At 51.7% G+C, this 12,912-nt stretch carries 9 protein-coding genes and 2 tRNA genes; 3 read left to right on the top strand and 8 right to left on the bottom strand.

Features of this window, described 5'->3' with window-relative positions:
- Positions 1-36: 36 nt before the first annotated feature.
- Positions 37-2,628 (bottom strand): ATP-dependent chaperone ClpB, encoded by a 2,592-nt coding sequence (clpB, locus tag DWY84_RS14660; RefSeq protein WP_118534090.1) that lies wholly within the window; start codon positions 2,626-2,628, stop codon positions 37-39.
- A 255-nt stretch (positions 2,629-2,883) separates the two neighbouring features.
- On the opposite strand from clpB, the gene bioB reads away from it, so the two are divergent.
- Both bioB and DWY84_RS14650 read left to right on the top strand, forming a co-directional pair.
- Entirely contained in the window at positions 2,884-3,855 is a 972-nt protein-coding gene (gene bioB, locus DWY84_RS14655; RefSeq protein ID WP_118534089.1) for a biotin synthase BioB, read from the top strand.
- Between the two features lie 102 nt (positions 3,856-3,957).
- Entirely contained in the window at positions 3,958-4,467 is a 510-nt protein-coding gene (locus DWY84_RS14650) for a biotin transporter BioY (RefSeq protein WP_347560814.1), read from the top strand.
- A gap of 68 nt (positions 4,468-4,535) precedes the next feature.
- On the opposite strand, the gene bsh is transcribed toward DWY84_RS14650, so the two are convergent.
- Complete coding sequence (gene bsh, locus DWY84_RS14645; protein WP_118534087.1) at positions 4,536-5,537, bottom strand: choloylglycine hydrolase; 1,002 nt, start codon at positions 5,535-5,537, stop codon at positions 4,536-4,538.
- Positions 5,538-5,689: 152 nt separating this feature from the next.
- Between bsh and hcp the strand changes: the two genes are divergently transcribed.
- Positions 5,690-7,324: a hydroxylamine reductase gene (hcp, locus tag DWY84_RS14640; protein ID WP_118534086.1), complete on the top strand. Its 1,635-nt coding sequence runs from the start codon at positions 5,690-5,692 to the stop codon at positions 7,322-7,324.
- A 24-nt stretch (positions 7,325-7,348) separates the two neighbouring features.
- Here hcp and DWY84_RS14635 read toward each other — a convergent pair whose 3' ends face one another.
- The 6 genes from DWY84_RS14635 to DWY84_RS14610 all read right to left on the bottom strand — a co-directional run bounded on the left by DWY84_RS14635 (position 7,349) and on the right by DWY84_RS14610 (position 12,870).
- Positions 7,349-8,290: a mechanosensitive ion channel domain-containing protein gene (locus DWY84_RS14635; RefSeq protein WP_243024876.1), complete on the bottom strand. Its 942-nt coding sequence runs from the start codon at positions 8,288-8,290 to the stop codon at positions 7,349-7,351.
- A gap of 6 nt (positions 8,291-8,296) precedes the next feature.
- Entirely contained in the window at positions 8,297-9,901 is a 1,605-nt protein-coding gene (locus tag DWY84_RS14630) for an AAA family ATPase (RefSeq protein ID WP_118534085.1), read from the bottom strand.
- Between the two features lie 4 nt (positions 9,902-9,905).
- On the bottom strand, positions 9,906-11,234 hold the full coding sequence (locus DWY84_RS14625) for a VWA-like domain-containing protein (RefSeq protein WP_118534084.1): 1,329 nt from the start codon (positions 11,232-11,234) through the stop codon (positions 9,906-9,908).
- A 19-nt stretch (positions 11,235-11,253) separates the two neighbouring features.
- Positions 11,254-12,372 carry a hypothetical protein gene (locus DWY84_RS14620; RefSeq protein WP_118534083.1) on the bottom strand — a complete coding sequence of 373 codons (1,119 nt, stop codon included), beginning with the start codon at positions 12,370-12,372 and terminating at the stop codon, positions 11,254-11,256.
- Positions 12,373-12,599: 227 nt separating this feature from the next.
- Positions 12,600-12,672, bottom strand: a tRNA-Gly gene (locus DWY84_RS14615).
- A gap of 125 nt (positions 12,673-12,797) precedes the next feature.
- A tRNA-Phe gene (locus DWY84_RS14610) sits at positions 12,798-12,870 on the bottom strand.
- Positions 12,871-12,912: the final 42 nt, after the last annotated feature.

Below are 12,912 nucleotides of genomic sequence, written 5' to 3'. Positions count from 1 at the left end.
CGGCTTCGGACCTTTATTGGTTTTAACCCTAAATTTTTATTCCACGTATGCGATCAGCTTCTCGCCTTTTTCATCGGTATCAATGACGATGGTCTGGCCTTCGCTGATATTGCCTTCCAGGATGATCCTTGCTGCCAGGGTCTCTACGTTCTTCTGGAGATATCTTCTCAGCGGACGTGCGCCGTAGGCCGGGTCGTAGCCGTGGTCGGTGACAAAGGTTTTGGCGTTATCTGTGAGTTCTACCTTCAGTTCGCGGTCTTCCAGGCGGCGGTTCACATCGGCTACCATTAGGTCCACAATGTGGCTGATGTTATCCTTTGTTAACGGCTTAAAGAGAATGGTCTCGTCCAGACGGTTTAAGAACTCCGGACGGAAATGTGCACGCAGATCCTGCATGACCATAGCCTCCGCCTCTGGCTTGATGCTACCGTTCTCATCGATGCCATCCAGCAGATACTGGGAACCGATGTTGGAGGTCATAATGAGGATGGTGTTCTTGAAGTCTACTGTCTTACCGGTGGAATCCGTGATACGGCCGTCATCCAGAACCTGAAGCAGAACATTGAATACATCCGGATGTGCTTTCTCTACCTCATCGAAGAGGACAACGGAGTACGGTTTCCGGCGGACTGCCTCAGTCAGCTGACCGCCCTCATCGTAGCCGACATATCCCGGAGGTGCTCCGATCAGGCGGGCTACAGAATGCTTCTCCATGTACTCACTCATATCGATACGGACCATGTTGTTCTCGTCATCGAACAGAGCCTCGGCCAGAGCCTTTGCCAGCTCAGTCTTACCAACACCAGTCGGTCCAAGGAACAGGAAAGAACCGATCGGTTTGGTCGGATCCTTGATGCCGGCCTTGGAACGAAGGATTGCTTCGGTTACCTTCTCCACACCCTCATCCTGGCCTACGACCCGTTTATGCAGGACCGTATCCAGATGCAGGATCTTGCTGCGCTCGCTCTCATTTAACTTGCTTACCGGAATACCGGTCCAGCGGGAAATGATTCTTGCGATCTCATCCTCGGTGACACTTTCATGCACCAGGCTCAGATCCTGATTCTTTACTTTTTCTTCCTCTGCTTCCAGCTGTTTCTGCAGCTGCGGCAGCTTGCCGTACTGAAGCTCAGCGGCCTTATTCAGATCATACTGCTGCTGGGCAGTGGCAATATCGCGGTTCACCTGCTCAATCTCCTCGCGGAGAGCGGAAAGATGGGAAACGGAATTCTTTTCATTCTCCCACTGTGCCTTCTTGCTGGCAAACTCGTCATGCAGCTCTGCCAGATTTTTCTGTAGGTCAGCCAGACGCTCCTGACTTAAGTGGTCGGTCTCTTTCTTTAATGCAGTCTCCTCAATCTCCAGCTGCATAATTCTTCTGGACAGTTCATCCAGCTCAGCAGGCATGGAATCCAGCTCCGTTTTAATGAGGGCACATGCCTCATCCACCAGGTCAATGGCCTTATCCGGCAGAAACCGGTCTGTGATGTAACGGTCGGAAAGCACGGCTGCTGCCACCAGGGCAGAGTCGGTAATCTTAACACCATGGAATACTTCGTAGCGTTCCTTGATGCCTCGCAGGATGGAAATGGTATCTTCCACAGTCGGCTGGTCTACCAGAACCGGCTGGAAACGACGCTCCAGAGCCGCATCCTTCTCAATGTATTTGCGGTACTCATCCAGTGTGGTTGCACCGATACAGTGCAGCTCACCTCTGGCCAGCATCGGCTTTAACAAGTTGCCTGCATCCATGGAGCCCTCGGTCTTGCCGGCTCCCACGATGGTATGCAGCTCATCGATGAACAGAATGATCTGTCCTTCGCTCTTTTTCACTTCTTCCAGAACGGCTTTTAACCGCTCTTCAAACTCGCCGCGGTACTTGGCACCTGCAACCAGCGCACCCATATCCAGCGCGAACAGCTTACGGTTCTTTAAGCCCTCCGGCACATCTCCGCGGACAATACGCTGAGCCAGTCCCTCAACAACAGCCGTCTTACCAACACCAGGCTCACCAATGAGAACCGGGTTGTTCTTGGTCTTTCTGGACAGGATCTGAATCACGTTACGGATCTCACTGTCACGGCCAATGACCGGATCCAGCTTCTGATCCTTTGCACGCTCTACCAGATCATAGCCATATTTTTCCAGAGTATCATAGGTAGCTTCCGGATTGTCACTGACAACTCTCTGGTTGCCGCGCACGGTAGACAGGGCCTGCAGAAAGGTGTCCCGGGTAATGCCATACTGGCGGAACAGCTCCTTCATGGTACGGTCTGCGTATTTTAACATGGACAGGAAAATATGCTCAACAGAAACATATTCATCTCCCATGGCCTTAGACTCATCCTCAGCATTGATGAGGACTTTGTTTAAGTCATTGCTGATGTAAACCTGGCTAGAGCCGCTCACCTTTGGCAGTCCAGCCAGCTTCTGCTGGGCCTCATTGGTAATCAGCTCTTTGCTGATACCCATCTTGGTTAACAGTTTTAAAATCAGGCTGTCGTCCAGAGTCAGCAGGCTGTAGAACAGGTGCTCCTGCTCAATCTGCTGGTTGCCATATTCGTAGGCAAGCTTCTCACAGTTCTGAACGGCCTCCATGGATTTCTGCGTAAATTTGTTTATATTCATAAGTCACGCCTCCATTCATTCAGTGCAACGTTATCTTTTTGCATGTCTGTTATATTACTTCTATAACATTGACTGTACTATATCATATGTTGTTAGCACTGTCAATAGGTGAGTGCTAATTATTTTGTGAAGAATTTGTGTTTTCTTCGCCGCGCCGATTGTTAACCGTTTTATTTTTTTAGTTGACAATCGGCCCTTCCCGTGCTATTTTAGGAAAAGATTTAAATTCCAACCATCAGAAAGAGAGGATTTCTTATGAATATAACTCCTGACACTTCTGCAGATCCACAGCTTTCCCGGGAAGATGCCCTTGCAATTCTAAATACCCCGGATGAATCCTTAGAGGAGCTTGTTTCCTTTGCTGAGACATTCCGGAGAAAATACAAAGGAAATCATGTGAGCATTCACATTCTCACAAATGCCCGCAGCGGCAACTGCTCCCAGGACTGTGCCTACTGTGCCCAGTCCTGCCGCTCCAAAGCCGATATCGACAAATATAAATGGGTAGCGGATGAAAAATTATATGAAGATAATGACTTTGTAAACGAGCATCATCTGTCCCGTCACTGCATCGGACTCAGCGGAATGAAGTTCACAGACGCAGAAATCGAGGTTCTGGCAGAAAAAATCCGCAAAATGAAAGCAGACGGAACCCATCTCTGCTGCTCCATCGGTTTTCTGACTGAGCATCAGGCGAAGGTCTTAAAGGATGCCGGTCTGGACCGCATCAACCATAACTTAAACAGCAGCCGGAATTACTATCCGAACATCTGCTCCACCCACACCTTCGACCAGCGCGTGGCCAATATCCGCATGCTCCAGGGTCTTGGCTATGAGATCTGCAGCGGCGGCATCATCGGCATGGGAGAATCCAGGGAAGATGTCGTTGATATGCTGATGGAGCTTCGGGAAATCCAGCCGGAAGCCCTCCCCATCAATTTCCTGCTTCCGATTCCGGGTACCCCTCTGGAGCATGCTGATATGTCCGTTCTTTCCACTGCCTACTGCATGAAGGTGCTCTGCCTGGCCCGGCTTCTGGTTCCGAAAGCAGATATCCGCTGTGCTGCAGGACGGGAGGTTTATTTTAAAGGCGAAGAGAACATGCTGCTTCGCGTCGTCGATTCCATCTTTGCTTCCGGTTATCTGACCGCAGGCGGCCAGGGCATCAGGGATACCATTCAGGCCATTGAAGCTGCAGGCTTTACCTACGAAATCGAATCCGATTGATTTCTTATACTATCCTTACCAACACTATCCATCAATCACAAAAGGAGGATCGCCATGATTCAGGAAAATACCAGCACTTCCCGCTCGACCCACACCTATGCAATGGTAACCACCGCCTTTATGGCCGCAGTTACCTGTATCCTTGCACCACTCTCCATCCCCATTGGACCGGTGCCGATTTCTCTCACGAACCTCGCCATCTATCTGTCTCTCTATCTGCTAAACTGGAAACGAGGCACCATCAGCTATTGTCTCTATCTGCTGATCGGACTGGCAGGTCTTCCTGTCTTCTCTGGATTTAGCGGTGGAATCGGCAAACTGGCAGGACCTACCGGTGGCTATATTATTGGATTTATTCCCATGGCGATCATCGCCGGAATCATCATTGATCACTTTCGGAAACGCTGGATTCAGCTTCTGGGAATGATCCTTGGTACCGCTGTCTGTTATGTATTTGGCACGGCATGGTTTTGCATGCAGGCCGGATATACAGTATCTGCAGCACTTGCCGTATGTGTGATCCCCTTTATCCCGGGAGATCTGGTCAAGATGGTCATTGCCCTGACCATTGGACCGGTCATCCGTCAAAGAACCGAGACGGCTATTCGTTAATTCCTGTTTTCGTGGCAGAATCGTATCGCGATTCTGCCACGATACAAACGAGGTAATAAGCGAATCTATTATCTGCTCCTGTTCTGCCAGCAAATCTGCTCTGTATCCCTCAGCGGATATCTCACAAGCTCTTCGCTTTCTAAATCCTCCGCATGCATATCCACAGCGGTGATCTGATGGTTCCCGTATGTGGTGTAATAGTAAATTCCCCTGTCTGCATTACAGCAGGAGGTGTAGATGGTGATTTCATACTTTCCGCCGCCCACATCGCAGCAACCTCTCTGCTGCTCTACGGAATGCAGGATATGAAAGAACTGGCTCACGCTTTCTGCCTCAGAATCTCCGGAGATGGAATTTCCCCGCACAAAGGCAGCCCGGACAAAACGGGACGCGGAGGAAAGATCTCCCGGCAGTCCCATGGCTCCCATGCCGCGGCTGTAAGCCGTAAGTTCCAGTCCCGGCACAAAGCTGTTCTCCGGCTGTCTCGGAGACAGACTGCGGTAATCATTTAAATGAAACATCTGCTGTGGAAAAGGGGGATTATTAGCAAGGACTCCCACCGGATTGTCGTATACGTGAAGTCCGTCTGCCACCGCCTCCACCACAATGGTCTCCTCCCGGTCCGCGATCATCCAATGAAGCTGGGACACCGGATACTTTTCATTGAATGGGGTATTGGTGATGTTGATCCTGGAAAGCAATACCCGCGCTTCTTTTACCGAGGCACACTGGCCCAGAAGCCAGAGCGGCAGCTCAAACTGTGCCACGTTATCCTTCTCAATTCCTTCTTCTTTCTCAAAAACCGGTTCTCCGTACACCGCATTTCCCACAAAGTTCAGCCCGGCCATGCCAAGCCCCTTTTCATTGATGGCATCATAATAAAGAGGATAATCATCTGCCACATGGGCCATGCCGATCATGGCGTAATGCTGCTTCATTTCTCCCTGAAACCGAAACGAAAACGGATAATTCCGAGGAGTAATGGTCACCTCCTCCCCGTATGGAAATTCATAATCCAGATTCCGTCCGAAGTAAAAGTCTTTTGTCTTATAAACTGCTGCTGTACACATCTGCATGTCCTCCTTGTCCCAAAAGTTACCAGCATTTTAGAGCTATTATAGTGCAATTTTGTTGTTTAAACAACATTCATTCTGGTTTTTCTGTCGTATACTGCTGCCATACCGTTATTAATATTGTTTATCCAGCAAGGAGGATTTTATTTATGAGTCAGAATATGTTTTGTTACCAGTGTCAGGAAACGGCAGGATGTACCGGATGCACGAACTCCGGTGTCTGCGGAAAAACACCGGATGTGGCTGCCATGCAGGATCTGTTAGTCTATGTGACCCGCGGCATTTCCGCTGTCACCACACATCTGCGCAGCCTGGGACAGGAGATCAGTGCGGAAACCAATCATCTCATCACCGTGAACCTGTTCACCACCATCACCAATGCTAACTTTGATAAGGAAATGATCGTGGCACGCATCCGCGAAACTCTGGATACCAAAGAACAGCTCTTAAGTCAGTGCCCAGACACTTCTGTACTTCCGGCTGCCGCTCTCTGGAACGGTCCGGAAAGCGAGTTTCCGGTTAAAGCTGCCCTGGTAGGGGTTCTCTCTACTAAAAACGAGGACATCCGCAGTCTGCGGGAAATGATCACCTACGGTTTGAAGGGACTGTCTGCCTACAGCAAACACGCGAATGCTTTACTGAAAGACAACGCAGAACTGGACGCCTTCTTACAGCGCGCCCTGGCTGCTACCCTGGATGACTCCCTGACTGTTGAAGATTATGTAAACTTAACTCTGGAGACCGGAAAATACGGCGTGGAGGGCATGGCACTGTTAGATGCCGCCAACACCGGCGCTTACGGACATCCGGAGATGACCCGCGTGAACATCGGTGTCGGCACCCGTCCGGGCATCCTGGTTTCCGGCCATGATCTCCGTGATCTGGAAATGCTGTTAGAACAAACCCAGGGCACCGGAGTGGATGTCTACACTCACTCTGAGATGCTCCCGGCCCACTACTACCCGGCCTTCAAAAAATATCCAAACTTTATCGGAAACTATGGAAACGCATGGTGGAAACAGAAAGAAGAATTTGAAAGCTTCAACGGACCGATCCTCATGACTACCAACTGCATCGTCCCGCCGAAGGACAGCTATAAAGACCGCCTCTACACCACCGGCGCAGCCGGATACCCAGGCTGTAAACACATCGCCGGTGAGATTGGCGAAAAGAAAGATTTTTCTGAGATCATTGAGCAGGCCAAGCACTGCGCCGCTCCGGCTGAAATTGAGCGGGGCGAGATCCTCGGTGGTTTTGCCCACAACCAGGTGCTGGCTCTGGCTGACTCCATTGTGGACGCGGTAAAATCCGGTGCCATCAAAAAATTTGTGGTCATGGCCGGCTGTGACGGCCGCGCAAAATCCAGAAACTACTACACCGACTTTGCAAAGGCTCTGCCGAAGGATGCCGTCATCCTCACCGCAGGCTGCGCAAAATACAAATACAACAAGCTGGACCTTGGTGACATCGGCGGCATCCCGCGAGTTCTCGATGCCGGACAGTGCAACGACTCCTATTCCCTGGCTGTCATCGCACTGAAATTAAAGGAAGTCTTCGGACTGGATGACATCAATGACCTGCCGATCGTCTACAATATCGCGTGGTATGAACAGAAAGCCGTCATTGTCCTGCTGGCCCTCTTATACCTCGGCGTGAAAAATATCCACCTGGGACCGACCCTTCCAGCCTTCTTATCCCCAAATGTAGCGAAGGTACTGGTGGAAAACTTCGGCATTGCCGGAATCGGAACTGTGGAGGATGACTTAAAGCTGTTCTTTGAATAATTTCTTTTTAAATTTTTCTGCTTTTTAGCTGGTATGGCGGATATTAATATCCATCTGGTTGAACGGGATCTCGATGCCGTTTGCATCAAAGGCTTCCTTGATCCCCTCCAGAACATCCCAGCGCACCTGCCAGTAGTTTTCCGTCTTCGTCCAGCCCCGGCCGCCGATCATGACAGCGCTGTCGGCCAGCTCGTTCACGTATACGGTGATACCGTCCTCGGCCAGCACCAGCGGATGATTCTCATATACACAGCGGATCAGCTCTTTGGCTTTCTTCATGTCGGAGCTGTAGCCAATGCCAACCACCAGATCCACGCGGCGCTTCTCCTGTGCTGTTACATTTACAACCGTGCTGTTGGAAATCTGACCGTTTGGAATGGTGATCTTTTTATTGTCTACCGTAATGATGGTAGTATATGCCAGACCAATGCTCTGTACTGTGCCCTCGTAGCCGTCACTCACAATATAATCATGGACACCAAACGGCCGCAGCAGCATGAGCAGGATGCCGCCTGCCACATTTGCCAGACTGCCCTGCAGGGACAGGCCCACAGCCAGTCCTGCCGAACCAAGCAGCGCGATGATAGAGGCCGACGGAATTCCAAGCTTATCTGCAGCAATGAAAATAGCCAGCGCGTAAATGCAGGCGTCCGCAACAGAAATCAGGAACCGGCTGACACTCGGATCCATGTTCATGCGCTCGAAGGTTTTTTGTAAGAACCTGCGCACCACATGAACGATCCGGTTTCCGATCACCAGGATCAGAATCGCGATAGCCAGGCGGTAGCCGAAGCTCATAAGCCCCGGCAGCCAGCTTTTTAAGGTGTCCAGGATCACGTTGGGTTTCAAATTCTGCAGATCCTCATGCACCTCCTCTGCCACCGCCTTGGTTTCTTCCAGCACGGTGGAGAGGTCCGCATCGGTCTGCGATGCTGTCAGCAGCATCAGCTTTGTCAAAAACATCATATTTTGTTACCCCCTCTTCTTCAGCAGTTCTTCGATTTCTTCCTCCTCCCGGGAGAACAGGAGGTCGCGGTTGTACTGGTAATACCGCTCACACTCATAGTCCTGCAGAAAATGAACGCTGTAAGCCCCTGTATTCAGCTCTGTCACAAACAGAACCAGCTCCTGGCTTCCCGCAAAGGCTGCCTCCATAAAGTCAAAGGCATGCTCCAGGGCTTCCCCGGCCTCATCAAACAGCTCCTCATAACGGTCGCTGTCCGCGCTGAAACGCTCCCGCAAAAGCGCAAAACCCTCGTTCCAGTCCGTGATGCCGCTCTTTCTAAGCTCCATCAGATCTTCTTCCAGCTTTGCGCTTACCGCACGGCAGGTGCGAAGCTGAGCGCGGGATAAGAGGCTGTTATCCAGAAGCCGGGACCACTCGGCATGAAAGCTCTCTGCAAGAGCAGACAGAACGTCTGCAAGGGCACTGCCGGTTCCGGCATTGGCATCTGCCTGCTCATGCGCACCTGTCGCGGCAGTTTCCGGCACTGACAGCTCCGCACCTGCGGCCGCTGCGCCAGACTTTACTGCCGCAGCATCCCCGCTCTGCAGCTTCTTCATCTGCTCCATCCGCAGGCTCATCAGCTCTTCCATGCGGATGACATTCCGGAATTTCTCATTCAGGCCGGATAACAGCAGGCTCACCACGCTGATGCGCTCGTCAAAGGATGCCCGCTGCAGCTTATCCACGGCCGCCTCGGAAATATGCCCCTCCAGCACCTGCTCCACCTGGTAATCATCCCGGTACTTATAGTACAGCTCCAGATAATTGGCAAAATCCTTCGCAATCTTCGGAAACTGGATATACTCGCCCACCAGCTCCCGGTCCATCTTCCGCTCCTGCTTCTCATAAATCCAGATAAGCTCGGAAAGATCCTCCCAGCCACGGGGCGTCACAAACCGCTTGCCATCCACAGTCGTCTCAATCTGGCAGAAATTCTGCGGGCGGACATTTAGATAAGAGAGAATGGATGGATGGACGCCTGCAGTCTTCGCGTACTCTTTCCAGACCGGAAGATCCGGCTCCACATCGATCCGGCGGATACGGTCCATGGTCACGATGTCAAACTCCCGCACGGACTTGTTATACTCCGGCGGATTTCCTGCTGCCACGATGATCCATCCCTCCGGGATTTTGTGATTACCAAATGCCTTACCCTGCAAAAACTGCAGCATGGTCGGGGCCAGCGTCTCTGACACGCAGTTGATCTCATCGATAAACAGAATGCCTTCTGGCAGACCGCTCTTCTCGATCCGGTCATAGACCGATGCCACGATCTCACTCATGGTGTATTCCGTCACGGCGTATTCTTTGCCGCCGTACATTTTATGCTCAATAAAAGGCAGACCCACCGCGCTCTGTCTTGTGTGATGGGTGATGGTGTAGGCCACCAGGCCGATCCGGCACTCCTGCGCCACCTGCTCCATGATCTGAGTTTTGCCGATTCCGGGCGGTCCGATCAGCAGCATAGGGCGCTGGCGGATGGACGGGATCTCGTAAGCCCCAAACTCATCCTTTGCCAGATACGCGGCCACCGTATCCTTGATTTCCTGTTTTGCACGTTTGATGTTCATAATATTATTTGTCTCCCTCTGTAAGCTGCTCCGGTTCCATGATGAGCTTCATGGCCCAGGCCGGAACCGAAATATCCGTATACTGATCCTTTAAAAACACAAAAGCAGTGTCATACACCGGCCGCTTCACCGGATAGATACCCTCACCATCGGTAAAATACAACAGGCCCTTCAGACGGTGAAATGCCCCCTGCCGGATCATCCCGTTCACATACTCAAAAGCCGGACGGAAATCCGTGCCGCCCTGACCGATGATGGTAAAGTCACGCATGTAGGCTTCCATCTCCTCACGGTTTGTGATCAGACGGTCCTGCTGCACCTGCTCATCACACTGGATGATGTGGATGTTAGTCTTCTTAAAATAGCTGTCCGACTGGCAGAGCACATCGTAGGTCTCCTCCAGGAACCGCCGTACCAGATCCCCAGAGCAGGACATGGACGTGTCAATCACCACCACAAAATCCTCAATCCGGCTCACTTCTTTGGATTCCAGCGGCTCCACTAACGGCATGTTGCCGTAAAGAGAAAGGCCGTAGGTATAAAAAATATAGTCGAAGGAATCCGGGTCTATCTGCATCTCCTCCCGAAGCACCGAAAACCGCTGAAGAAATCTGCGGTAATCATAGCGTTCCCGGTTTTCCACCTGAACCTGCTCCAGCATGCTCTTGCTTTCCTCATCCTGCTGATTTCCCATGGTCTCCATCTCGGTCTGCACCTTTTCCCGGTTGTTGCTCCACTGGGTCTGTCGCACTATGGGCGTTTTCGGGGAATCCTCCGGCAGATCCCAGTAACTGTGGTCATCCACCAGAAATTCCGCCTCAAGGCGTTCCAGCCTCCGCGGTTCCAGATGTTCCTCTTTTAAGATGCGGTAGATGCCCTCGGCATTTAATACCGTCAGTTTTCCTCGGAGCCGCCCGTACCAGTCCCGCCGAAATGGTGTCGGTGCCACACGGATACACTTCACATACATATCATCCAGAATGGACTCCACCGCAATATCACAGGCCAGATTCCACAGCTCCGGCTCCCGCTTTCCGCGGGTGTCCATGTGGCAGAACAGGCAGTGCAGCACCATATGCAGATATGCCCGGTTCACATGCACCCGCCCCCGTTTGTACAGGTCACAGACATAGTCCGGATGATAATAGATCACAAACCCGTCTGTCCCCACGCCGCGGCAGCCCGGATCTGCCTCAAAGCCAAGAGAACTTAAGGAGAGGTCCAGATAACGCATATTCAGATACAGCTCATTTCTGGAATTCCGGAAGATCCGGGTGCAAAGTTCCACCATATTCAGTTCTTCTAACTGTCTGTGTCTGGTTGGATCGATCATTTCTGTCTGCACTCTCCTTCTATAATTCAAAGCGGCGTTTTCGTTTCGGACGCTGCGGCTCCCCGGATGCTTCCGTACTGCCGACTGCAGGCTGGATTTCCCCTGTAGCCTGAGCAGCCTCTGCCACCGGCTTCGCTTCTGCAGTCTGCAGACGATGTCTTCGCTCCATGAGCCAGCTCACCATCTCGGTGTCACCCTCCTCCTGGGCAAGGTTTATCAGCCCGCCAAGCTGATCCGCAAGATTTGCGCTAATCTGGTTCCTATTCTCCGGCTCGCCCAGCTCCTTCACAGATTCATCTGCGCCTGACATGTTCTGCCCGTCTCCGGCAGCAGCATCCTGACGCGCCGCATCCAGCACTTCATCCACCAGCCACGGCAGCTTTCCCGGCTCCAGATTGCTCACTCGGTTTCTCTGCAGCCGGTCTGCCTGGATCAGCAGCTTTCCGGCTGTTTCCCAATGCTCTCTTACATAATCCAGATAATGCTCCCGAAACTTCTCTGACAGTTCCCGCGGATACATCAGACGCCCCAGCGCCAGCTCCGTCACCAGTTCTTCCTGCTCCTGAACCTGCACATGCGGAAAAAGCTCATCGTACCCCCGGTACTGGAACACCCGTCCCGCAAAACAGTAGCGGTAACGATGCCCGCAGCCGTGGGTCTCAATAGAAACAATGCGGGCCGGTGTATTCTCCACAGAATCCTCGTAGTATTCCGGAAAAATCAGACGTGCCTCTGCTGCTTCTGATGCTGCAGCCGGCATCTGGTGAAGCTGCACCCGCAGAGTCTGACGAAGCTCTGCCAGCATCTCCTTTAAGCAGGAGCGCTCCCCCGGGAACTCTGTAATATCCAGATACTCCACAACCGGAACCCCGGCAAACAGCCCGGCGCCCAGATCCAGCACCCGGCTGTAGCAGTAAATCCGTTTCAGCTGCTCACATTCATAAAAACCATATGCGCCGATCTTTCTCACATAGGGTGGAAGGTGGATCTCCTCCACCGCACTGTGCGCCAGCACATAAGAACCCAGCTCCATCACCGGACAATCCTCAAACTGCTCCGGCACATAAATGACCGCCTCCGGATCCTCAATTTTGTCAATGCGGATCTCATCTTTGATCCTTGTATAAATAAACTTCATGGCTATGCCTCTGTTTTTCTTCTTGTCTTTAACTATATTAGGAAAGTTTCGCGAAAAAGTAAAGCCTTGTTTCTTGTTTTGAGAGTGCGAGACGTCGCAGAACATCCAGTGGATGTTCGCTTTGCGACAACCGGAGTGGAACGGAGACCTCTATGCTTCCGCCAGGCCGGGCTTGAACGCACAAAAAAAGGATATCCACCTCGGATATCCTTTTTCGTATCATTGAGAGCGCGAGACGGGACTCGAACCCGCGACCCCGACCTTGGCAAGGTCGTACTCCACCAACTGAGCCACTCGCGCATATTAAATTGTTGTCTCTCGGACATTTCATATCTTATCACAGGTTTTCCTAAATTGCAAGCACTTTTTAAAGTTTTTTGAAATTCATGAAAAGCCGGTGAATAAGAACAATTGTCATATCCAAGTGCCTTGGACCGGAATCGAACCAGTGACACGAGGATTTTCAGTCCTCTGCTCTACCAACTGAGCTACCAAGGCCTGTCTTATCGTAACTGTGAATACCTGAAACTATGAATGCCG

Origin of the sequence: Clostridium sp. AF27-2AA (assembly GCF_003478505.1) — a bacterium.
In the GTDB taxonomy this organism is placed as follows: Bacteria; Bacillota; Clostridia; order Lachnospirales; family Lachnospiraceae; genus Brotaphodocola.
The sequence above is the reverse complement of the archived record's forward strand: the minus strand, read 5'-3'. Positions and strand labels throughout refer to the sequence as shown.

Bases quoted from the DNA above. Each gene is read 5' to 3' on its own strand.
- clpB (WP_118534090.1), bottom strand. From the start codon at position 2,628: ATGAATATAAACAAATTTACGCAGAAATCCATGGAGGCCGTTCAGAAC.
- bioB (WP_118534089.1), top strand. From the start codon at position 2,884: ATGAATATAACTCCTGACACTTCTGCAGATCCACAGCTTTCCCGGGAA.
- DWY84_RS14650 (WP_347560814.1), top strand. From the start codon at position 3,958: ATGGTAACCACCGCCTTTATGGCCGCAGTTACCTGTATCCTTGCACCA.
- bsh (WP_118534087.1), bottom strand. From the start codon at position 5,537: ATGTGTACAGCAGCAGTTTATAAGACAAAAGACTTTTACTTCGGACGG.
- hcp (WP_118534086.1), top strand. From the start codon at position 5,690: ATGAGTCAGAATATGTTTTGTTACCAGTGTCAGGAAACGGCAGGATGT.
- DWY84_RS14635 (WP_243024876.1), bottom strand. From the start codon at position 8,290: ATGATGTTTTTGACAAAGCTGATGCTGCTGACAGCATCGCAGACCGAT.
- DWY84_RS14630 (WP_118534085.1), bottom strand. From the start codon at position 9,901: ATGAACATCAAACGTGCAAAACAGGAAATCAAGGATACGGTGGCCGCG.
- DWY84_RS14625 (WP_118534084.1), bottom strand. From the start codon at position 11,234: ATGATCGATCCAACCAGACACAGACAGTTAGAAGAACTGAATATGGTG.
- DWY84_RS14620 (WP_118534083.1), bottom strand. From the start codon at position 12,372: ATGAAGTTTATTTATACAAGGATCAAAGATGAGATCCGCATTGACAAA.